The sequence below is a fragment of the Campylobacterota bacterium genome (assembly GCA_040752835.1).
GTDB lineage: Bacteria > Campylobacterota > Campylobacteria > Campylobacterales > Sulfurimonadaceae > Sulfuricurvum.
Map to the genome: position 1 here is coordinate 462,069 of JBFMGG010000007.1, position 20,845 is coordinate 482,913.

General features: G+C 53.5%; 21 protein-coding genes. 11 read left to right on the forward strand and 10 right to left on the reverse strand.

The window, feature by feature from the left end; translation table 11 throughout:
• Nucleotides 1-32: 32 nt before the first annotated feature.
• Nucleotides 33-1,217 (forward strand): saccharopine dehydrogenase family protein, encoded by a 1,185-nt coding sequence (locus AB1763_08370; protein MEW5832837.1) that lies wholly within the window; start codon nt 33-35, stop codon nt 1,215-1,217.
• A 76-nt stretch (nt 1,218-1,293) separates the two neighbouring features.
• Here AB1763_08370 and AB1763_08375 read toward each other — a convergent pair whose 3' ends face one another.
• From AB1763_08375 to amrA, 4 genes are all read right to left on the reverse strand, one after another.
• Nucleotides 1,294-2,517 carry an EAL domain-containing protein gene (locus tag AB1763_08375; protein ID MEW5832838.1) on the reverse strand — a complete coding sequence of 408 codons (1,224 nt, stop codon included), beginning with the start codon at nt 2,515-2,517 and terminating at the stop codon, nt 1,294-1,296.
• Between the two features lie 86 nt (nt 2,518-2,603).
• Nucleotides 2,604-3,410: an AmmeMemoRadiSam system protein B gene (amrB, locus tag AB1763_08380; protein MEW5832839.1), complete on the reverse strand. Its 807-nt coding sequence runs from the start codon at nt 3,408-3,410 to the stop codon at nt 2,604-2,606.
• Nucleotides 3,407-4,393 (reverse strand): AmmeMemoRadiSam system radical SAM enzyme, encoded by a 987-nt coding sequence (gene amrS, locus AB1763_08385; GenBank protein ID MEW5832840.1) that lies wholly within the window; start codon nt 4,391-4,393, stop codon nt 3,407-3,409. The genes amrB and amrS overlap by 4 nt, the downstream gene beginning before the upstream one ends.
• Before the next feature lies 1 nt (nt 4,394).
• The gene (gene amrA, locus AB1763_08390) at nt 4,395-4,946 is read right to left on the reverse strand and encodes an AmmeMemoRadiSam system protein A (protein ID MEW5832841.1); all 552 of its coding nucleotides are present in this window, start codon (nt 4,944-4,946) and stop codon (nt 4,395-4,397) included.
• Nucleotides 4,947-5,106: 160 nt separating this feature from the next.
• Between amrA and nspC the strand changes: the two genes are divergently transcribed.
• Entirely contained in the window at nt 5,107-6,249 is a 1,143-nt protein-coding gene (nspC, locus tag AB1763_08395) for a carboxynorspermidine decarboxylase (protein MEW5832842.1), read from the forward strand.
• A gap of 5 nt (nt 6,250-6,254) precedes the next feature.
• Here the strand turns inward: nspC and AB1763_08400 are convergent, their stop codons facing one another.
• From AB1763_08400 to tgt, 4 genes are read right to left on the reverse strand one after another with little or no spacing between them, the layout of a single operon-like run.
• Nucleotides 6,255-7,742: a hypothetical protein gene (locus tag AB1763_08400; GenBank protein ID MEW5832843.1), complete on the reverse strand. Its 1,488-nt coding sequence runs from the start codon at nt 7,740-7,742 to the stop codon at nt 6,255-6,257.
• Nucleotides 7,739-8,674: a 4-hydroxythreonine-4-phosphate dehydrogenase gene (gene pdxA / locus AB1763_08405; GenBank protein ID MEW5832844.1), complete on the reverse strand. Its 936-nt coding sequence runs from the start codon at nt 8,672-8,674 to the stop codon at nt 7,739-7,741. The genes AB1763_08400 and pdxA overlap by 4 nt, the downstream gene beginning before the upstream one ends.
• The gene (locus tag AB1763_08410; GenBank protein MEW5832845.1) at nt 8,662-9,459 is read right to left on the reverse strand and encodes a pyridoxine 5'-phosphate synthase; all 798 of its coding nucleotides are present in this window, start codon (nt 9,457-9,459) and stop codon (nt 8,662-8,664) included. Before AB1763_08410 ends, pdxA begins: the two co-directional genes overlap by 13 nt.
• Nucleotides 9,440-10,561, reverse strand: coding sequence for a tRNA guanosine(34) transglycosylase Tgt (tgt, locus tag AB1763_08415; protein ID MEW5832846.1), 1,122 nt, complete (start codon nt 10,559-10,561; stop codon nt 9,440-9,442). The genes AB1763_08410 and tgt overlap by 20 nt, the downstream gene beginning before the upstream one ends.
• 100 nt (nt 10,562-10,661) lie before the next feature.
• Between tgt and hemL the strand changes: the two genes are divergently transcribed.
• From hemL to AB1763_08440, 5 genes are all read left to right on the forward strand, one after another.
• Nucleotides 10,662-11,945, forward strand: coding sequence for a glutamate-1-semialdehyde 2,1-aminomutase (hemL, locus tag AB1763_08420; GenBank protein MEW5832847.1), 1,284 nt, complete (start codon nt 10,662-10,664; stop codon nt 11,943-11,945).
• A complete protein-coding gene (locus AB1763_08425; GenBank protein MEW5832848.1) occupies nt 11,945-12,244 on the forward strand; it encodes an AtpZ/AtpI family protein in 300 nt (99 codons plus the stop codon). The genes hemL and AB1763_08425 overlap by 1 nt, the downstream gene beginning before the upstream one ends.
• A complete protein-coding gene (locus tag AB1763_08430) occupies nt 12,228-12,749 on the forward strand; it encodes a hypothetical protein (GenBank protein ID MEW5832849.1) in 522 nt (173 codons plus the stop codon). The genes AB1763_08425 and AB1763_08430 overlap by 17 nt, the downstream gene beginning before the upstream one ends.
• A 143-nt stretch (nt 12,750-12,892) precedes the next feature.
• Entirely contained in the window at nt 12,893-14,359 is a 1,467-nt protein-coding gene (locus AB1763_08435; GenBank protein MEW5832850.1) for an ATP-binding protein, read from the forward strand.
• A complete protein-coding gene (locus tag AB1763_08440) occupies nt 14,356-15,384 on the forward strand; it encodes an HD domain-containing phosphohydrolase (GenBank protein MEW5832851.1) in 1,029 nt (342 codons plus the stop codon). Before AB1763_08435 ends, AB1763_08440 begins: the two co-directional genes overlap by 4 nt.
• On the opposite strand, the gene AB1763_08445 is transcribed toward AB1763_08440, so the two are convergent.
• Both AB1763_08445 and rpoD read right to left on the reverse strand, forming a co-directional pair.
• Entirely contained in the window at nt 15,359-16,045 is a 687-nt protein-coding gene (locus AB1763_08445) for a hypothetical protein (GenBank protein MEW5832852.1), read from the reverse strand. The genes AB1763_08440 and AB1763_08445 overlap by 26 nt on opposite strands.
• Nucleotides 16,045-17,907: an RNA polymerase sigma factor RpoD gene (gene rpoD / locus AB1763_08450; protein MEW5832853.1), complete on the reverse strand. Its 1,863-nt coding sequence runs from the start codon at nt 17,905-17,907 to the stop codon at nt 16,045-16,047. The genes AB1763_08445 and rpoD overlap by 1 nt, the downstream gene beginning before the upstream one ends.
• 148 nt (nt 17,908-18,055) lie before the next feature.
• On the opposite strand from rpoD, the gene AB1763_08455 reads away from it, so the two are divergent.
• The 4 genes from AB1763_08455 to AB1763_08470 all read left to right on the forward strand — a co-directional run bounded on the left by AB1763_08455 (nt 18,056) and on the right by AB1763_08470 (nt 20,843).
• Nucleotides 18,056-18,868, forward strand: coding sequence for a flagellar hook-basal body protein (locus tag AB1763_08455; protein ID MEW5832854.1), 813 nt, complete (start codon nt 18,056-18,058; stop codon nt 18,866-18,868).
• A gap of 18 nt (nt 18,869-18,886) precedes the next feature.
• A complete protein-coding gene (gene flgG, locus AB1763_08460) occupies nt 18,887-19,675 on the forward strand; it encodes a flagellar basal-body rod protein FlgG (GenBank protein ID MEW5832855.1) in 789 nt (262 codons plus the stop codon).
• A gap of 206 nt (nt 19,676-19,881) precedes the next feature.
• The gene (locus tag AB1763_08465) at nt 19,882-20,250 is read left to right on the forward strand and encodes a methionine-R-sulfoxide reductase (GenBank protein MEW5832856.1); all 369 of its coding nucleotides are present in this window, start codon (nt 19,882-19,884) and stop codon (nt 20,248-20,250) included.
• Nucleotides 20,251-20,339: 89 nt separating this feature from the next.
• Nucleotides 20,340-20,843, forward strand: a complete 504-nt coding sequence (locus AB1763_08470; GenBank protein ID MEW5832857.1) for a 3-isopropylmalate dehydratase small subunit — start codon at nt 20,340-20,342, stop codon at nt 20,841-20,843.
• Nucleotides 20,844-20,845: the final 2 nt, after the last annotated feature.

Below are 20,845 nucleotides of genomic sequence, written 5' to 3' on the forward strand. Positions count from 1 at the left end.
ATTTTCGATATTTTTTTACAAAGGGATAAGCCGTGGCAACAGCACTTATTATCGGCGCCGGCGGAGTAGGGCGCGTAGTGGCACACAAATGTGTCATGAACAACCATATTTTCGATCGGATCATTTTGGCCAGCCGTACCCTGAAACGGTGTGAAGAGATCCAAAACGAACTTCCAGCGGGTGCGATAGAAATCGACACGGTCGATGCGGACAAAACCGAAGAGGTGATCGCGCTGATCGGGAAATACAAACCGGCCATCCTCATCAACGTTGCGCTGCCGTATCAGGATCTGGCCATCATGGACGCGTGTATCGCGACCAAAACCCCTTATCTCGACACCGCCAACTACGAACATCCCGATGAAGCGAAGTTCGAGTACAAGCTTCAGTGGGCGCGTGACGAAAAATTCAAGGAAGCCGGAATCATGGGGCTGCTCGGCAGCGGCTTTGACCCGGGTGCGACCAACGTCTTTTGCGCCTATGCGCAAAAACACTATTTCGACGAAATTCATACGATCGACATTCTCGACTGTAACGCCGGGGACCACGGTTATCCGTTTGCGACCAACTTCAATCCCGAGATCAATCTGCGCGAAGTCAGTGCAAAAGGGCGCTACTGGGAGAACGGCGAGTGGATCGAAACCGAACCGATGGAGATTATGCAGGTATGGGATTATCCCGAAGTGGGTCCCAAAGACAGCTATCTACTTTACCACGAAGAGATGGAATCGCTCGTCAAACACATCAAAGGACTCAAGCGGATCCGGTTTTTCATGACGTTCGGACAAAGCTACCTCATGCACATGCGCTGCCTTCAAAACGTCGGCATGCTGGGCATCGAGCCGGTCGAACACCAGGGGATGAAGATCGTGCCGATCGAGTTTCTGAAAACTCTGCTGCCCGATCCCGCATCGCTTGGACCGCGCACCAAAGGGAAAACCAACATCGGTATCGTCGCCGAAGGTCTCAAAGACGGTAAAAAACGCAAGATCTACATTTACCAGGTCAAAGACCACGAAGAGTGCTACGCCGAAGTCAAATCGCAAGGGGTCTCGTATACGACGGGCGTCCCTGCCGTGATCGGTGCAAAACTCATGGTTCAGGGGATCTGGAACGGGAAAGGGGTGTTCAACATGGAACAGCTCGATCCCGATCCGTTTATGGACGACATGAACACCCAGGGACTCCCCTGGAACGTCATCGAGATGGACGTATAACCCCTTCTTTTGTCTTCATGTATCAGATAGATTATCTATCTGATACGCTTTCGTGCGGCGGTATTTTGCCACATCATCATTCGATCGCGTTGTTGTTCAGTGCTTCGGTGTAAATCGCGTACAGGCGGCTTGGGGTGAGATTGATCTTCGGTGCGAGGTTGTCGATCAGCGTGTGGATTTTTTCACTCGTTTCAAGCTTTTCGGCGATCGAGAGAAATTTGCCCAGATACCCTTCACGTTTGAGCAGGGCGTCGGTCGTCGATTCGCGCAACTGGATTTTGTCGATCACCTCTTCCATCTTCATCTGCAAAAAGGTATCGATCAGCGAGAGGCTGCCGGTCAAAAAGGCTTCGTCGGCCATATCGGGGCGTCCGTGGGCATGTACGAGCCGGTACATCAGGTTGGCCCGAAATTTCGCCGCTTCGATGATCGCTTCGCTAAAACGCCGTTCCTCCGCATCCGAATACAAAAACAGCCCCAGCCAGGAACGAAGGCGTGAGGGGCCGAGCATCTGGAGAATCTGGCGGACGCTCGTGATCTCCTGCTGAAAATTAAATTCCGCCGAATTGATATAACGCAGGAGATTGTAGGTGAGTTCGGGGCAAAGCGCAAATTTTTCGCATACCTTGTGAATGTCGTCGCTGGTATGGAGCGTATTGATCAGGTCCAGCGCGTTGGCTACCGAGGGTTCGATTTTTTTTCCGGCGATGATCGTCGGCTTTTCAAAAAAATAACCCTGAAAATAATCGAATCCCGCCTTCGCGCACCGTTCGAAAACATCGAGGTCCTCCACTTTTTCGGCCAGTAGTTTGACGTTGTAGTCGCGGAATTTCTCGACGATGGTTTCGATATGGTCGTAATCGGTGGCGAGCAGGTCGATTTTGACGATTTCGACGTAAGGGAACAAACGCCGGAAATAGTCGATATTTTCGTTCGCGCAGCTGAAATCATCCAGAGCGAAGCGGTATCCCATCGCATGCAGATCGGCGACTTTATCGATGAATTCGGGGGTGACGCGCGTGTATTCAAGAATTTCGAAAACGAATTTTTCCTTCGGCAGCGAATGCATCAGGTCGCTCATGACGATGTTTTCGTCCACGTTGATGAATCCCAGCCGTTCCCCGATGATCGCCGAGAGCCCGATGTTGTGGACGAGATTGATCATGACCCGTGCGGTCGCTTTGCCGTCGTCGCTGAAATGGGCCCCAGCCGAATCGATGGCGTTGCGGTAAAGCAGCTCGTACGCGATGCATTTACCGTCTAAGTCGAATATCGGCTGTCTGCCAATGTAAGTCTCCATTGATCCGTTCCGTTTTATTATATTTTTTTGTGATAGATTGTAGAGAAAATTACATTAAGCGAAGATTTGTTTTCGCCGTTATGCGTCTAAACGCCTCGGAATAGGGCACTGGCGTAGCCGACGACCCGTGAACGGTCGCCGCTGGCGTCGGCACTGGTACGGTAATCGAGGAGGACGCTTTCGAGCCCTTTGCGCCGGGCGACGTCCAGCATCGCTTCGACGCCGATCACGCCGCACGCTTCGCATCCGCGATGCAGGAGCGACGGATTTTCGCTCCGGATCGCTTCGAGGCATACGGCATCAAGCCGTTTGGCCTGTTCGAGCGGGTAGTAATGGCTCAGATCCGTGCTGATGACGACTCCGCCGTTTTTGAGTCCGAGGACGTAATCGATTATGGGGGCGATTGACGCGGGATCCGTATGGCCGTAGACGAGCTCGGCAATGCGTACATTCGGAAGATAGTGTTTCACGAAGGGCATCTGAACTTCGGTACTGTGCTCGCGGTGTGCCTCCGGGAAGCAGGTTAGGGAAAATTTGCCGCGCAGTGCGTCAATCAGGGCGATGTCCATACTCAGCTCGCCCAGCGGCGTCTGGTAGTGCTCATACCCGCAAAGGCTGGCCCCCTCGAATCCCACCCGATGGGAAGGACCGATGACCAAAAGGGTATCAACCCCTGACCTGGCAAGAATGCGGTGGGCGATGTTGGCGGTGAATCCCGAATATATCCACCCCGCATGCGGTACGATCACGGCACGTCCCCTCAACGCATCGTAACGTTCTTCGATGTCGGGATGGGCCGCCACGATGGCGTTAAACCGGTCGATCATTTCCACGATTTCTCCCGCCGAAGCGGGGTAAAAGCTGCCCGAAACGCTCATGGTACGTAGTTTCATTTCCATACCCCCTCGATTGCGCGCCGACAGTGCGGACAATGCCCATCATCCAGAACAAAATGGGTGGTTTCGAAGCCGTAGCGTTCGATCAGCAGCGTATCGCACTGCGGACAACGCGTCTGGGCCGGGCGGGAGACGTTGCCCAGGTAGACGTAATAAAGGCCCGCTTCTTTCCCCCAGCCTAGTGCTTTTTCCATCAATGCAACCGGCGTCGGGGGCGTGTCGTTCATTTTGTAGTCGGGATGAAACGCGCTGATGTGCCACGGCACGTGGGGACCGAGTTCATCGGCAATAAAGCGGGCGATGCCGCGCAGTTCATGCTCTTTGTCGTTATGCCCCGGAACGATCAGGGTCGTGACTTCGACCCAGATCCCGAGCCGAACCATGGTTTTGAGCGTCTCCTGTACCCCCTCCAGCGATGCTTTGAGCGTTTTCCGGTAGTAGGAGGCATCAAAACTTTTGAGATCGATATTGGTTGCATCGAGCCACCCTTTGAGATCATGGCTCACTTCATCGGACTCGAATCCGCTGGAGACGAAAACGTTGCGCAGTCCCCGTTTTTTGGCTTCCGTGCCTATGTCTTTGGCGTAGGGATACCATACCGCCGGTTCGTTGTACGTGTAGCTGATCGACGAGCAGCCCCTGTCGTAGGCAATGCGTGCCGCTTCTTCGGGCATGAGGGTCACTGAAGTGTCGATATTGCCGGTTTGGGATATCTGCCAGTTCTGACAAAACGGGCATCGTAAATTACACCCGACGGTTCCAAGAGAAAAACTTGAAGAACGGGGAAGGAAGTGAAAGAGGGGTTTTTTTTCGATCGGGTCGATATGGACCGCCGCAGGATGGCCGTAAACGAGACATTCGAGATGACCGCCGACGTTTTTTTCGACGTGACACATACCGATCTGCCCGTCGCTCAGGGTGCAGTAATGCCGACATAACAGGCAGGTTATACGCCCGTCTTTGGGGAGATAGTATTGCATTTTATCCCTCCTCCGAAAATTTCCGGACCTGATAGACGTAGATTTCGGGATGGTGGGAGAGCGGCGAATCGCCCAAACCGGCTTTGCGTCCCAGTTGGGCAAAAAAACGGTCGAAATCGCTCAACTCATCCCACACCTGCGGCAAAAACGTAGCCTGTGCATTTCCGCTTCGCAGGATTACCCCGTCGACGTGCGGTCGGATCATCGATTTGAGATCGTCGGCATCGCGGTAATAGATCTGTCGCGGTTCGCTCAAAAGGGAGACTTCGATGTCGGTATCGTCAAATTCGGCGGACGAAAGAGGGGGAAACCTGGGGTCGCGGAAAGCGGCCGCCTCGGCATTGGCGATCAGATCGTCGATTAAAGGCCTGTGGGAGATCAGGGAACCGATGCATCCGCGCAGCCGCCCGTGGAGGTTGAGTGTAACGAAGCATGCTCCGCTATTGGCCAGTGAGGGCAGCTCCGAAAGGAAGACGTTTTTATCGATATGCGACCCTTCCAGCCGTGATTGGATGGCTGCGCGGGCAACGTGTACATAGACCGAGGAACTCATGATGCGCCTCCTCTTGAAAGTCAATCCGTTTTTACATTGTACACCAATTTCGAACGGATCGGCGTCGAAACGGCACATTTCCCTGTTTACCGGGCAGAGAGAAGCTATGCGGCGTTCTTTTGATATGCTACAATTGCGCACTTTTTTTAAGGACCTGGCGATGGCGATCGATTTCTCCCTTCTCCCTCATACCCCCTGTTACATTTGCGAAGAGGAACTCCTTGAACGGAATCTGCTGACCCTGGATCGCGTTCAGCGCGAGTCGGGTGCCAAGATTATTCTGGCGCTTAAGGGTTTTGCGATGTGGTCGACGTTCGATCTGGTCGGGCGATACCTGCAGGGGTGTACGGCCAGCGGACTGCACGAAGCCAAACTTGCCCGTGAAAAGATGAATAAAGAGGTTCATACCTATTCGCCGGCTTTCAAAGACGAAGAGATCGACGAGATCGCCCGTATCAGCGACGACATCGTTTTCAATTCTCCCGCACAGTTTCATCGCTATTATGAACGGGTCAAGCAGATCAATCCTTCGATCAAGGTGTCGCTAAGAGTCAACCCGGAGTACTCTTCAAGTCCCGTCGATCTCTATAACCCCTGCGGCCTTTACAGCCGGCTGGGGACGACGCTTGCAAATTTCGACGAGAGCATCGTAGCCAAACTTGACGGGCTCAACTTCCACGCGTTGTGCGAGCAAAACGTCGATGCGCTCGAGGGGGTGCTCGAAGCGTTCGAAGCCAAATTCGGCCGCTACATCGAGGGCCTGCAATACGTCAATTTCGGGGGCGGACATCATATTACACGCGCCGATTACGACGTAGAACGGCTGATTGAGGTTATTCGGTCATTTCGGGAGCGTCACAACGGCATCACCGTCTATCTCGAGCCGGGCGAGGCGGTGGGCTGGCAGACGGGGCCGCTCGTGGCTTCGGTGTTGGACGTCGTTCACAACGGCATGGACATCGCGATTCTCGACACCTCGGCCGAAGCGCATATGCCCGATACCCTCGCGATGCCGTATCGGGCGATGGTCCGCGGTTCGGGCGAAGCGGGCGAGAAGGCCTACACCTACCGTTTCGGCGGGAATACCTGTCTGGCGGGAGACATCATGGGGGATTATTCGTTCGATGAGCCGCTGAAAGTGGGAGACAAGATCGTTTTTGAAGACCAGATCCATTACACGTTTGTGAAAAACACGACTTTCAACGGAATCAAGCTTCCCTCTTTGGCGATCTGGACCAAGCAGGGCGAACTCAAGATCGTGCACGAATTCGGCTACGAGGATTACCGCGGCCGGCTTTCCTGATCGGATCAGCGCTTCGCCAGCACCACGGACAGGGCTTCGGCGAGCATCTCGTATGTTTCGCGCAGTTTGGCGGTCTGCTCGAGGATACTTTGAAAAACTTTCTTTTCGTCTGCCAGTTTTTTCTGACGGCGCGTCAGCTCGTTCATTTTGTTGGCAAGTTTGCTGTTGGCGAGTTCGAGATGGGACGTTTCGTTCTTTTTACGTTTTTGCAGTTCGTCTTGCTGTGAATTGAGGCGCGCGATGTCGGTTTTGGCGGAAGAAGTTCCGTCGGCGAGTTTGTTTTTGAGCTGCATAATCCGCGAATCGCCGTCGGCAATGATCGATTCGAGTTCGGCGATACGGTCCATCACGGTGTAACGCTGGTTCCGCTCCACCGTAATTTCGGCTTCGCATTCGGTAATTCGCTCCTGGGCGGCGGTGATCGCCTCCTTCTGGGCCGCCAGCTTTAATTTTGCCTGCTTGTACTGCATCATGATCGAGAGGATGGAAGTGTAATTCCACCGCTGCTGCTTGCTGTCGACGATCGCGTATTTCTGGATTTTTTTGCCGCTGGCGTCGATGACCACCTCTTCGGAAAAATATTTGATGAACTGTTCGGCGTTTTTGTCCCGGTTTTCGACAAATTCGAGGAGTACTTTCGCCGTATGCAGTAGAATTGGGTGAAAATGCTGACGCAGGACGTAGCCGGTGAAGCCTTCGATTTTTCCGCGGTGTTCGGAAGGGAGAATCTCCAGCAGGAGAATTTCGATCATGGAACGGAAAACGGGGATGAAGTTGCGCGTAAACGTCGCGTTGTCGATCACCGAGAAATTCAGTTTTTCCGAGATCGCTTCTCCGAGAATCGGTTCGATCTCTTTCCATGCCCCCTGTGGAAAGGTGGTCTTGTAGAGCATCTCCATATCTTCGACCGACTCTCCGGCAAAGCGTTTGTCCGCTCCGTCGGCGAGTTTTTTGGGAGGGGTGAAATAGCGTACCGAGATGCGTCCCCGCAGAAAAAAAATGATATCCCGGTCGTACAGGTCGAAGACGGAGGTGATCTGGCGCCGGATGATCGCCCGGGCCGTATCGATCGGAACGTTCTTGTCCAGGTATTCTTGCATGATCTCCTGTCGTATTTCCTCGGGAATCGATAACAGGTACGGAACGGGGAGAAACCGCGATTTGTGCCGGAACACGTCGATGATGCGCAGGTTGCTGCGATGGGCCAGACGGTCGAATGACTCGGGGAGGGAAGGATCGGCGTATTGTTTTTTGAGAATGAAGGTGTGTGGCGTCAGCTCGACGTCCACGTGCTGGAAAGTACGGGCGAAATGCTCAACGATCCCTTTGCGGATTGCCGCTTTTTTGTCGTTGAATTGCTCTATGCTCTCGTCAATCCCGAGTTTTTTCAGGAGCGCTCGATAGTGCTCGTCGGTAAAATCGTGGGCATATAGATCGCGCGGGAGCATTTCATCCAGCAAAGCGGCGATGTCGGCGACGATCCGGTGTTTCATTCGTTTTCCTGATACCTTTGCTGAGTGATCGCTGCCTTGATCGCATTGAGATAACTTGTGACCGAGGCACGGTTTTGATAGGCGATGTCGAAAGCCGTCCCATGATCGACGGAGGTACGGACGATCGGCAGCCCCAGCGAGACGTTGATGCTTTCGTCAAAATACAGGGCTTTGAGCGGCCCGAGCCCCTGATCGTGATACATGGCGACGATAAAGCCGTAACGTTCACGGGACCGTGGGGTAAAAGCGATATCGGGCACGATCGGGCCTTCGAATACCTCATGCCCGATCCGGCGGTTGGCCTCCTCGATCGCTGCTTCGATAAAGCGCTCTTCATCCCCTAACACCCCGTGGTCGCCGGCGTGGGGGTTAAGGCCAAGAACCCCGGCTTTACGGGCTTTGGTGCTGCGGTAAAAACGGATCAGAAAAGCCGCCAAACTCGCCGTTTCAAGACGGCCGGCGACGTCACGCAACGGTATGTGCTCCGTAAAAAGGGCCACATAAAGCCGGTCGCATCCGAGCATCATTATAGCATCCTGCGAGAAAAAATCCCTCAAGGCGTCGGTATGCCCCTTGTAAGCTATTCCGGCCCTCATCCATGCTTCTTTGTGAATCGGAAGGGTGACGAGGGCGTCGGCTACGCCGGATTTGGCCAGTTCGACGGCCGATGCGAACGAATCGTAGCTATACCGTCCGCTTGACGCGTCCACGCAACCGGGGCGGATCTCGAAATCGCCCCCGACTCCGCAGCATTCGAAATCATGGGGGAGATGTTTCCCCAGCAATGCCGCAGCGCGTTCGGCCATCACCCGGTCAATGCTGTACAGAGGACGGCACAGCGTTTGAATCTGCGCATGCGCTTTGAGGATGATTTCAAAACCGACGCCGTTCAGGTCACCGACGCTGATTGCCAGGGTTTTCAGCGGCGGCATAGCGCTTTCATTTCTTTGACGGCCGAAGCAAGGCCTGTGAATACCGAACGCGCAACGATGCTTTGGCCGATATTGAGTTCTTCGATCGTCTCGATCGAGACGATGGCGGAGACGTTATGGTAATTCAGTCCGTGCCCGGCGGCGACTTTCATCCCCGCCGAACGGGCCGCATTGGCCGCATCGACAATATCGCTGTACGCTTTTTCGAGACGGTTGTCGAGCTCTTTGCGCGAGAGGTGCAGCTCGGAAATGGCATGGTGCGAATGGGGAAGGGCGCTGTAGCGCATAGCATAGATGTTTGCATAGCTTCCGGTATGGAGCTCCACCCATTCGGTCCCCAGGCGTTCGGAAGCTTCGATGGCGGCGTGCGTCGGATCGACAAATAGGGAAACTTCGATCTGCGCTTCGCGCAACGTATTGATAGCATTTAATATCATATCGTATTTCCCGATGACGTCCAGCCCTCCCTCTGTCGTCACTTCTTCCCGTTTTTCGGGAACGAGAGTCGCACGGTGCGGACGCAGCTGCGTGACGATACGGATGATTTCGGGGTCGATCGAACATTCCAGATTGACCGGCAGCGGCGAAGCGGCGATGATGCGGCGCGCGTCTTCGTCGTGAATGTGGCGGCGGTCTTCGCGCAGGTGGATCGTGATCTGGTCCGCGCCGTTCTGGGCGCAGATGCCCAGTGCCATCAGAGGATCGGGATCGTTGATTTTGCGGGCTTCGCGCAGCACCGCGATGTGATCGATGTTGACACCGAGTTTAAGATTGTCTGCGTGCATAGAACTCCTTTTTGAATGCGCTGAACGTACCGGAAAGAATCGCTTCGCGCGCCTGGCGCACCAGGCTCAGATAATAATGCAGGTTGTGCAAAGAGGCAAGGCGGAAAAAGGTAATTTCCCGTGAGCGGAAGAGGTGGTGCAGGTAGGCACGGCTGTAGCGACGGCAGGTGTAGCAGTCGCATGCGGGATCGATGGGATCCGAATCGAACTTGTAGGCCGCGCCTTTGATGTTGACTTTTCCGAACGTCGTGAAAAGGGTGCCGTTGCGGGCATTCCGGGTCGGCATGACGCAGTCGAACATGTCGACGCCGCGCTCGATGTTTTCGACGAGGTCTTCGGGCGTCCCGACACCCATCAGGTAGCGGGGCTTGTCGGCGGGCATGAGCGGTGCGGTGTGTTCGACCGTGTCGTACATCAGCTGGTTCGCTTCACCGACCGAGAGTCCCCCGATCGCGAACCCGTCGAAATCCATTGCGCAGAGTTCCTCGGCGGAACGGGTACGGAAATCCAAATCGGTTCCCCCCTGGATGATGGCGAAAATGTTCTGGTTCGTTCCGATCCCCTTGGACTGGTTGTGGCGGTGGTATTCGATCGACTGGCGTGCCCACTGGGTCGTCCGCTGGATCGATGTCAGGATCCGTTCCTGCGTCGCGGGGAGTGCGACGAGATCATCGAGAATCATCATGATGTCGCTGTTTAGGTTGTTTTGGATGTCGATTACTTTTTCGGGGGTAAAAAAGTGCTTGCTGCCGTCGATGTGGCTGCGAAATTCAATCCCGCTTTCGGTAGGTTTCGAAATGTCGCTGAGACTGAACGCCTGAAAACCGCCGCTGTCGGTCAGAAAGCTGTTGGGATAGGTGGTGTAACCGTGCAGCCCGCCGAGCTGTTTGACCGTTTCATCCCCCGGGCGTAGGTACATATGGTAGGTGTTGGCGAGGATGATCTGGGTTCCCAGGATATCGGTCATGTCCGCCATATCGAGCGCTTTGACGCTTCCGACGGTTCCCACGGGCATGAAAATCGGCGTTTGAATCGTGGAATGGGCCGTGGTGAGCGTGCATGCACGGGCGTTGCCGCAGGTGGCGTCGACGTGAAATTGCATAAAAAACCTTGATTTTTTTCGTTATTTTATCGTATCGGCGGGGGTTTGAACAACCCGTTACGGTATAATCACGCCAAAACAATTTCTGCAGGATTACCGTATGAGCATCGAACACTCTATTTCCGCATTTGAAAAAGCACAAAACCTGATTCCCGGCGGCGTCAATTCTCCCGTACGCGCGTTCAAAAGCGTCGGCGGCATTCCCCGTTTCATCGCGAGCGGGGAGGGGGCCTACCTGGTCGACGTCGACAACAACCGCTACGTCGATTACGTCCAGAGCTGGGGACCGCTGATTTTCGGCCATCGTGACGAAAGCATCGAAAACGCCGTCATCGAAGCGGTCAAGCACGGCCTGAGCTTCGGGGCTCCGACGGAGGCTGAGAGTGAACTGGCCGAACTGATCATTTCGATCTACGACTCGATCGAAAAAATCCGCTTTGTCAGCAGCGGCACCGAAGCCGTCATGAGCGCGATCCGTCTTGCCCGCGGCTTCACCGGGCGCGACGATATCGTCAAATTCTCCGGATGCTATCACGGGCATAGCGATGCGCTTCTCGTTCAGGCGGGGTCGGGCGCGGTGACGTTCGGAACGCCGAGTTCGCCGGGCGTTCCGGCCGATTTCACAAAGCATACCCTCCTGGCCGAATACAACAACATCGACAGTGTTCGCCGGTGCTTTAAAGAGAGCCCCGGCATCGCCTGCGTCATCATCGAGCCGATTGCCGGAAACATGGGGCTCGTTCCCGCGACCAAGGAGTTCCTCGCCGAGCTTCGCACCCTTTGCAACGAACACGGAACGCTTCTGATTTTTGACGAAGTGATGAGCGGCTTCCGTGCCTGTCTGCACGGGGCGGAGAGCATTACCGGCACCCGTCCTGATCTCGTTACGCTGGGTAAAGTGATCGGAGGGGGTATGCCCGTCGGCGCATTCGGCGGACGCCGCGACGTCATGGCACATCTTTCACCCGAAGGGGGCGTTTACCAGGCGGGAACGCTCAGCGGGAATCCCGTAGCGATGGCGGCGGGGTTGGCCTCGATCCGAAAGCTCAAAAACAACGCCCGCGTTTTTTCCGTCCTTGAAGAACGCGCGCAACGGCTGATGAGGGGCTTTGCCGATGCGGCGGCCAAACACGGCATTGCGCTTCAGACCGACGTTCGCGGCTCGATGTTCGGCTTTTTCTTTAACGAGGCCAATGTAGCCAATTTTACCGATGCGCTGAAAAGCGATACGGCACGTTTTGCCCGTTTTCACGCCGCGATGCTCGAGAGTGGGTTCTATTTCGCCTGTTCGCAGTTCGAGACGGGATTCATCGCGACCGCGATCACCGATGCCATGATCGAAGAGACGATAGCTGCCGCCGATAAAATTTTCGGAGAGATATAATGGAAAACGAAGAACACAAACCGCGCCTCAAACCGATCATCGAAGGTGCCGAAACCCTTTCTCTGGGAATTTCGATGGTGGTTGCCGTCCTGATCGGGGTAGCCATCGGCCTGGGGCTGAAAAAAATCACCGGCATCTCATGGCTGCTGTGGGTGGGCGTCGGGATCGGTATTGCCGCGGCGTTTTTGAATGTTTTCAAAGCGTACAGCAAGCAGTACAAAGAATTCGAAAAACTTGCCCGCGATCCGCGTTACAACATGGGTAAAGAGCGCAAGGACGACGATGACGACGAGGATTAAAAAGCCTCTGGCCGTTTTCGCGGTTTCCCAGATCGGAGCGGCGACGCTGGCCGCATATTCGCCGGCGGTCTATGCCAATTTTGCCGTTGCGATGACGACGACGATCCTGATCGTGATGGGATCGCTCTATTCGTACCGCAATATGATCCATCGCCGCGTAGCCGACGTCGACCCCGAAGACAACAAAGACGCGATCGATATGATGGACGACCCTTACGACCTCTACGAAGAAGAACGCGAAGCGGAAGTTACCGATATCAAAGAGATGATCAAAGAAGAAAAAGCGCGTCAGCGTGCCAATATCGTCAAAAACACGACCCAAAACGCTTCAGCCTGGGTTTCGGCGTATCGTCTGGTCCCCTACGCATTTCTCGTCCTGGGGTTCATGGCGCTCGAAAACAACGGCGCACTCAACATAACGGCGTATCTCGCCGGGCTTGCGGCGGGAATACCGGTGGGCTATCTGATCGCCAAAGAACTTTTTATCCCCCGTGAAAACTTGTAAAAACTTTACAAAAGTATTATAATTAATCCTTAATCGCACTGCGGTGCGGAGAGGATGCGAAAAAGATGCTCACTCCCACATTGAAATGGTCATTGTCGTCCGCCTGGATCGCGATTGTCGCGGGTTCGGTATGGTTTAATTTTATGCAAATCGATAATACGGCGCAGCAGATGGCCGTTGCTGAAGGGCGTGCAAGCTGGACTAAAGATCAGGCTTATCGCCAGTGGGTAACCGATAAGGGCGGAGTGTATGCCGTGCCTACTGAAAAATATCCGCCCAATCCTTATCTGTCCCATATTCCCGATCGTGATGTCAACACGACCGGCGGAAAATCTCTTACGCTGATCAATCCCGCATACATGATCCGGCAGGTTCATGAAATAACCATTTTGCCCGGAGCGCCGACGGAACATATTACCTCACTCAATCCGATACGTCCCGAAAATAAACCGGACGCATGGGAAATTGAGGCGCTGAAAGCTTTTGAGAAAGGAGAAGAAGAAGTTTGGGGACTCTCCGAAATCAACGGTACGCTCAACATGCGGTACATGCGTCCCATGGTAGCCAAAGAGGGGTGCTTGAAATGTCATGGCCATCAGGGATACAAGGTCGGCGATATACGGGGCGGCGTCAGTTTCTCGATACCATTTGAACCTTTTCAGGAAGTAGCGGACGAGCAAAAGATGAGTCTCGCTCTCTGGCATCTTCTGATCGGTGTTTTGGGAATCCTGGGAATCTGGCTTGCTTTCAGCCGTATTGTACGGAATGAAAAATTGCTCCAAAACGCCCTCGTCGAGTCGGAAAACGCGAAAAAGACCGTGATGGAACTGAACGAAACCCTCGAGGCGAAAGTACGTGATGAAGTGGCTAAAAGCCGTCAGAAAGACCTCCTGCTGATTCAGCAGTCGCGTCTGGCGTCGATGGGTGAAATGATTCACAATATCGCCCACCAGTGGCGTCAGCCGCTCAACACACTCGCGGTGATTCTGGCGAATATTCAAGACGATTACAAATACAATGAACTGAGCGAAGAATCGCTTTCGAATGCCGTAGCGAAATCACGCAAAATTCTTAACCAGATGTCGCAGACGATCGATGATTTCCGCAATTTTTTCCGCTCCGACAAAGAGGCAAAAGCGTTCGATACGGTCGATATCATCGAAGAATCGCTGGTCGTCATCGACGCTGCGCTGAAAAACAACAACATCGACATCATCAAAGAATACGAACGTCCGTTGCCGGGGTACGGTTATCCCAACCAGCTTTCTCAGGTGATTCTCAATCTTCTGACGAACGCCAAAGACGCGGTCAAAGAACGCAAAACAAGAAACGGGAAAATCGTCATCCGGGCATTTGCCGAAAACGGAGGGGTCCGCATCGAGATCTCCGACAATGCCGGAGGGATCGATGAAACGATCCTCTCCAAAATCTTCGATCCGTATTTTACGACCAAGGAATCGGGCAGCGGGATCGGGCTTTACATGGCACGGATGATCGTCGAACACAACCACGGGGGTACGATCACCGCGGCCAATACGCACGATGGGGCCGAGTTCACGATCCGGATACCGCAGAATGCACAGATGAAAACACAAAAGGATGGTGAATGAATTCGTTTCTCAAAACCCTGACGGTACTGTACGTCGAAGACGAAGATATGGTCCGCGAAGAGGTGAGCCGCTTTCTGCGCCGCCGTTTCGCGCGCGTCGACGAAGCCAAAAATGGCGAGGAGGGACTCGAACTTTTCCAGAAAAACGTCTACGATATCGTTATCACGGACATCAAAATGCCGGTGATGGACGGGCTCACTATGGCCGAACGGATTCGAAGCCTCCGTGATGGAATGCCGATCGTCATCGTCACCGCGTTTACCGACACCGACTATTTTATCAAAGCGATTGAACTCGGGGTCGACGGCTACGTCAAAAAACCGATTGATACCGAGCAGCTCATCGCCCAAACCCTCAAAGCCACCTATAGCCGTTTTCAGGACGTTCAGCTGGCCAAAGCCAAAAACGCAACAATCAAAGCCCTTACCCAGATCGTCGGAGCGTTGTCGCGCGCGATCGAACAACGCGATCCCTATACAAACGGCCATCAGCACCGTGTTTCGATTTTCGCCGAATCGATCGGCAGCGCCATGGGGCTTTCGGATGAACAGCTCACCTCGGTCCGCCTCAGTGCCTTGATCCACGACATCGGCAAGCTGGCCATCCCCGTAGAACTGCTGGTGATGCCGCGGCCGTTAACCGAACTGGAATACTCGCTGATCAAGACTCATCCGGTTAACGGCAGCGACATCGTCACGGGCATCGACTTCCCCTGGCCGATCGACGAGACGATCCGTCAGCACCACGAACGTTTTGACGGATCGGGATACCCTGATGGGCTTAAAGGGGAAGAGATCCGGATCGAAGCGCGCATCGTCGCGGTCGCCGACGTCGTCGAAGCGATGAGTTCCCACCGGCCGTATCGGCCGTCATTGGGGATCGAAAAAGCGCTTGAAGAGATTACGCGTCATCGGGGCATCCTCTATGATCCCGACGTAGTCGACGTCGCGGTGAAGTTGATGCGGGAAAAAGGGGAAAAAATCTTTGAAGAGGTAACGGTTACTTCACGATCATCGGAACGTTGATCGTAATACGCTGCTCTTTGATGTCGGTGAAAAGATTGTTCTCTTCGGCGAGATGGGCAATGTCCGAAAGGTATTTTCGGGCGACCGTATCGGCGGAGATTTCGATCGAAAAGAGAGAATATTTTTCCCCTTCGAATTTGATGTGTTCGCCGACGCGGAAAAACAGGCGCGTCGTTATTTTCTCGTTCCCGGCCATAGCCATGTAAATTTTGTTCAGAAGCTTGATGAAAAGTTCGGTCTGGAGCCGTATTTCGGGAATAGTCGGATCCACTTCCTTGATAAAGCGCGTCTGGCTGCCGATGGAGTTGGAACTGATGCACAGGTCGATCAGCGTGTAGACGTTGACAAGCTGCCCTTCGGGTTTTTGTTTCGTAAACTGGAAAGAGGGGAGTTGGTAGAGGCGGATTCCGATCTGCTCTTCGTCCTCATATCCGACGGTGATGCCGAAAAATTTGAACCGACCGAATTCGAGTTCGAGGAAGGTCGTTTTGAAACCGAATGAGGAACTGGCATAGGTTGTCGCGATTTTATACAGTGCCGAAGCTTCCACCGCCCCGAGGAGGTATTGTGCCTCCGTGTTGAGTGAGACAATTTTTCCGCCGGCGTTGAATAAAATAAACGGGTTGAAGTCGAATTCAATCCATTGCTGATCGAACGTCATTAATCCTCGATGTAGTTTTTCAGTTTACGGCCCACTTTGGGGTGTTTGAGCTTTTTGATCGCGCTCGACTCGATCTGGCGAACCCGTTCACGGGTGACGTTGAGTTCTTTACCGATCTCTTCGAGGGTGCGGTCGCTTTCGTCGTCCATAATCCCGAAACGCATTTTGATGACCGCTTTTTCACGCTCATTAAGCTGTTCGAGGACGCTTTCGATTTGCACTTTGAGGTCGTCTTTGAGGATCGCGTCGGAAGGGGAAATCGACATTTTATCTTCGATGAAGTCCCCGAAACGTCCGTCTTCCTCATTACCGATAGGCGCTTCGAGCGAAATCGGCTCTTTGGTGATTTTGATGACGTTTTTGACTTTCTCGACCGACAGACCCACTTCTTCAGCGATGGTTTCGACATCGGGCTCTTTGCCGTGTTCTTGCAGGTGCTTACGCATGATTTTGTTGATCCGGTTGATTGTTTCGATCATGTGGATCGGGATACGGATCGTGCGCGCCTGGTCGGCAATCGCGCGGCTGATTGCCTGGCGGATCCACCATGTTGCGTAGGTCGAGAATTTGTACCCTTTCTGGTATTCGAACTTGTCGACCGCTTTCATGAGACCGATGTTTCCTTCCTGGATCAGGTCGAGGAACGGGAGTCCGCGGTTGGTGTAGCGCTTGGCGATCGAGACGACCAGACGGAGATTCGACTTGGCCATTCGCGTTTTGGCCGTTTCGGAGATGCTTTTACCCCGCTTGATCTGCTCGAGGATGTCGGCCAGCTTTTCGGGCTCCATGTTGAAGCCCCCCTTGGAAGCCTCTTTGGTCTGGATCAGTTTTTTGATCTCCATGTAGGTGCTGACCATGGTCGCTTCGGGAACTTTCGCCGCGATATCCTCCTTGGAGAGGTCGCAGATTTTCGCCAGAATCGCCTGGTGGTTTTTCTTGAGCTGATCGTTGAAGAGGGGGAGTTTGTACTCCAGTCGTTTGAGTTCGCGTTCAAACCCCTCGTCGCTGCGGAGCGCCGTCTCCATCGAGCGGACCAGTTCGTTGATGAGTTTGGAGGTGGGCCCCAGATCGAGCAGGGCTTCTTTAAGGCTTTTTTTCTTGAAGCTGACGTTGAGGAAGTGGAGGACGTATTCGGGGTCCATCTCTTCGACCGGGCATTCGTCGAGCACTTTTTCGGTCGCTTTTACCCACTCTTTTTTCGCTTTTTCGAGTGCTTTAAATGACGTAACGACTTTTTCGACCCGTTTTTTGTCTTTGGCCGAAGGGGCTTTTTCACTCGCTTCTTCTTCGTCGTTTTCGTCGTCGCTTTCGCTGTCATCGTCGTCCTCGCCGTCTTCCTCAAAACTTTTGAAGAGTTCTTTGACCCGGCGTTCGCGGTTGATCAGGGGGTCTTTGTAGTCGAGAATGAAATCGATCAGGTAGGGAACCGAGCAGATCGCATCGATGATGATCCCTTCCCCCATCTCCATCCGTTTGGAGATTTCGATCTCTTCGTCTTTGGTTAAAAGGGGAATCTGCCCCATTTCGCGCAGATACATCCGCACGGGAGAATCCGAACGCGACCATTCGAGCAGTTCATGCTGCTTGAGGATGTCGAATTCGTCCCCGCTGGCTTCTTCGATGTACTTGAGCTGCGCGGCACGTTTTGCGGCGGCTTCTTGCTGGTTGAGCATTTTGGCGTGTTCGGAAGAGGTGAACAGGCAGATTTTATGTTTTTGGGCGAGTTTTAAAACCGTTTTGGCCTGCGCGAGGGTAGGCTGTTTGTCGAAAGGTTCGACAATCGCTTCGTATGTCAGACAGTTTTTGGATTTGTGTTCGGAAAAGAGGGTTTCGATATGCTTGTTTAAATCTTTGACGCTCATACGAGGAGGGCTCCCTTGTCGTTTAAAAAGATTTGGATTATACCCAAATTTTTATAAACCATCCTTAACATATTGGGATAAAACGGTGCAAACAAAAAGTGGAACGGCAGTTGCTTCATGTCGTCAAATCGACCAAGGACGTACGAGAATGCAGACCGGATATTACGCGGCGACCGGCGGGATGGTGGCTCAGTTCAACCGCATGGATACGATCGCCAACAACCTGGCCAACGTCAATACGGCGGGATACAAACGCGATCAGCTGATTACGGGCGATTTCGTCCGACTGCTCAAGGAAGCCCAAGACGAACTGCCGATCCCAAACCATACAATGGAAGCGGCACAGTATTTCAACCGTTCGATGAGCCGTGTTCCGCAGATCACCGATGCCTATACCGATTTTTCGCTGGGTGCGATGCAGCGTACCGAAAACACGTTCGACCTCGCACTGGGCAAGGAAGGGCAGTTCTTTGCGGTCAACACTCCGCAGGGGATACGTTTGACGCGTAACGGTACGTTTACCCTTAACGAAGAGGGTAAACTCCTGACCAAACAGGGGTTCGAAGTCCTCGCCGCGGACAAGACCCCGATTACGATCAACCCCCAAAGTTCGGTCGTGACGATCGACAAAAATGGCCAGATCGCGGCCAATATCGCCGGAACGACCGAAATGATTCCCGCCAAGCGGCTTCTCATTGCCGAGCCGCAGAATATCCGGATGCTGAACAAAGAGGGAGAGAACCTCTACATCCCCGATGCGGCCGATCCCTTAAACCCGCTTAACGACAGCGGCAGCGTCATGCAGGGATTTGTCGAAAAAAGTAACGTCAATGCGGTCAATGAGATGATCGCGCTCGTCGAAGCCAACCGTTTGGTCGGAATGTATCAAAAAGCGATGGATTCGCAGATGAACGACCTCAACCGCGACGCCATCGAAAAACTCGGCGCGACACGCCGATAACCCAAGGAGATTTGAATCATGATGCAATCACTCTATACCAGCTCAACGGGGATGCTCGCGATGCAGACCCAGATCGATACGACGGCCAACAACATTGCCAACGTCAATACGATGGGATATAAAAAATCGCGAGCCGAATTTGCCGATCTGATGTACAAAGTCATGACCTACGCCGGAACGTCCACCAGCGATACGACCAAATCACCGACGGGGATCGAAGTGGGCCTTGGGGTCCGGCCGACCGCCATCAACAAAATTTTCAGCGAGGGGAGCCTGAAACAGACCGACAATACTCTTGATGTCGCGATCGCCGGAAAAGGTTTTTTCAAGCTTGAACTTCCCAACGGAACGGAAGTTTATACCCGTAACGGATCCTTCAAGCTTGATGAGAACGGTACGATCGTCAATTCCGACGGATACCGCCTGGTCCCCGAGATCGTCGTTCCCGAAGATGCGACGAACATCAGTATCGGGGTCGACGGTATCGTCAGCGTAACCCAGTCGGGGCAGGCACAGGCGACTCAGGTGGGGCAGATTTCGTTGACGAATTTTATCAATCCGGCGGGATTGCATGCGATGGGGGACAACCTTTTCGTCGAAACGGACAGTTCGGGTCAGCCGATTGAGGGGACGCCGGGCGAAGAGGGGCTGGGAACGATCCGCCAGGGATTCGTCGAGCTTTCGAACGTGCAGCTGGTTGTGGAGCTGACCGACCTGATTACCGGACAGCGGGCGTACGACGCGAACTCCAAAGTGATCACGACCAGTGACGAGATGCTGGCGACGACCAACAGCCTCAAACGTTAATATTAAAAACTATTAATTTTTTCCTCTCCCTTGGCGGAGTTTATGAACTCCGTTTCGGCCTCCTCAATTTACAAAAAACTTGTAGAATGCTTCTAGATCAAAATCGCAATGGATTTGCCATGAAACAGAGTGTACCATCCTGCATCGCGCTGTTGCTTTTTGCCGTCGCAGCCGCATCCGAACCGACCATAAGGCTGAAACCGTCCATGAACTACAATCCGCTTACCCCTGAGGAAGAATATGTCATCCTTCGTAAAGGGACCGAACGCCCCTTCGGAGAGAATTACCGCCGTTTCCTTGAAGAAGGAAAGGGTACCTATGTGTGCCGCCGATGCGACGCACCGCTCTATCGTACCGACGATAAATTCGACTCGCACTGCGGCTGGCCAAGCTTTGATGACGAGATCCCCGGCGCGGTGAAGCGGGTCCCCGATGCCGACGGCCGCCGGACCGAAATCGTATGTGCCGCATGCGGCGGCCACCTTGGACATGTTTTTATCGGGGAACGGATGACGCCCAAAGACACCCGTCATTGCGTCAATTACACCTCGATCCGCTTCATTCCGGCCCGCTGATGCGGGAAAAAAAACGAAAAGAGGCATCTTTAAAGTCAGATAAGTTATAATCCCTCCAAATTTTTACGATATTTAGTACAGGATTTTCAATGCAAAAAATTGAAGGGAAAGTTTGGAATTTCGGTAAAGACATCGATACCGACCTTATTATCGCCGCCCGCTATCTCAATACATCGGATCCCAAAGAACTGGCCAAGCACGTGATGGAAGACGCCGATCCGGCGTTCGTTACCAAAATGACGCCGGGTGATATTATCGTCGCCGATGAAAATTTCGGATGCGGATCGTCGCGCGAGCATGCCCCAATAGCGCTCAAAGCAGCCGGTGTCGCCGCCGTCATCGCTCCGACATTCGCCCGTATTTTTTACCGCAACGCCTTTAATATGGGACTTCCGATTTTCGAACTACCCGAAAGCATGGAAATCAAAGAAGGCGAATCGGTGACCATCGATATGGACGCTGGAACGATTACCAACCGGACAACCGGAAAAGTTTATAATTTCATCCCCATTCCGCCGTTCATGCAGGAACTCATTGCCGCCGGAGGGCTGATGAACTACGCCGAAGCCGAAATTGCCGCCCAGGAGAAATAATC

Bases quoted from the DNA above. Each gene is read 5' to 3' on its own strand.
- AB1763_08470 (MEW5832857.1), top strand. From the start codon at position 20,340: ATGCAAAAAATTGAAGGGAAAGTTTGGAATTTCGGTAAAGACATCGAT.
- AB1763_08410 (MEW5832845.1), bottom strand. From the start codon at position 9,459: ATGCACGCAGACAATCTTAAACTCGGTGTCAACATCGATCACATCGCG.
- AB1763_08430 (MEW5832849.1), top strand. From the start codon at position 12,228: ATGACGACGAGGATTAAAAAGCCTCTGGCCGTTTTCGCGGTTTCCCAG.
- tgt (MEW5832846.1), bottom strand. From the start codon at position 10,561: ATGCAATTTCACGTCGACGCCACCTGCGGCAACGCCCGTGCATGCACG.
- AB1763_08435 (MEW5832850.1), top strand. From the start codon at position 12,893: ATGCAAATCGATAATACGGCGCAGCAGATGGCCGTTGCTGAAGGGCGT.
- flgG (MEW5832855.1), top strand. From the start codon at position 18,887: ATGATGCAATCACTCTATACCAGCTCAACGGGGATGCTCGCGATGCAG.
- amrB (MEW5832839.1), bottom strand. From the start codon at position 3,410: ATGAAACTACGTACCATGAGCGTTTCGGGCAGCTTTTACCCCGCTTCG.
- hemL (MEW5832847.1), top strand. From the start codon at position 10,662: ATGAGCATCGAACACTCTATTTCCGCATTTGAAAAAGCACAAAACCTG.
- AB1763_08455 (MEW5832854.1), top strand. From the start codon at position 18,056: ATGCAGACCGGATATTACGCGGCGACCGGCGGGATGGTGGCTCAGTTC.
- rpoD (MEW5832853.1), bottom strand. From the start codon at position 17,907: ATGAGCGTCAAAGATTTAAACAAGCATATCGAAACCCTCTTTTCCGAA.
- pdxA (MEW5832844.1), bottom strand. From the start codon at position 8,674: ATGCCGCCGCTGAAAACCCTGGCAATCAGCGTCGGTGACCTGAACGGC.
- amrS (MEW5832840.1), bottom strand. From the start codon at position 4,393: ATGCAATACTATCTCCCCAAAGACGGGCGTATAACCTGCCTGTTATGT.
- AB1763_08375 (MEW5832838.1), bottom strand. From the start codon at position 2,517: ATGGAGACTTACATTGGCAGACAGCCGATATTCGACTTAGACGGTAAA.
- AB1763_08425 (MEW5832848.1), top strand. From the start codon at position 11,945: ATGGAAAACGAAGAACACAAACCGCGCCTCAAACCGATCATCGAAGGT.
- AB1763_08440 (MEW5832851.1), top strand. From the start codon at position 14,356: ATGAATTCGTTTCTCAAAACCCTGACGGTACTGTACGTCGAAGACGAA.
- AB1763_08465 (MEW5832856.1), top strand. From the start codon at position 19,882: ATGAACTACAATCCGCTTACCCCTGAGGAAGAATATGTCATCCTTCGT.
- nspC (MEW5832842.1), top strand. From the start codon at position 5,107: ATGGCGATCGATTTCTCCCTTCTCCCTCATACCCCCTGTTACATTTGC.
- AB1763_08400 (MEW5832843.1), bottom strand. From the start codon at position 7,742: ATGAAACACCGGATCGTCGCCGACATCGCCGCTTTGCTGGATGAAATG.
- AB1763_08445 (MEW5832852.1), bottom strand. From the start codon at position 16,045: ATGACGTTCGATCAGCAATGGATTGAATTCGACTTCAACCCGTTTATT.
- amrA (MEW5832841.1), bottom strand. From the start codon at position 4,946: ATGAGTTCCTCGGTCTATGTACACGTTGCCCGCGCAGCCATCCAATCA.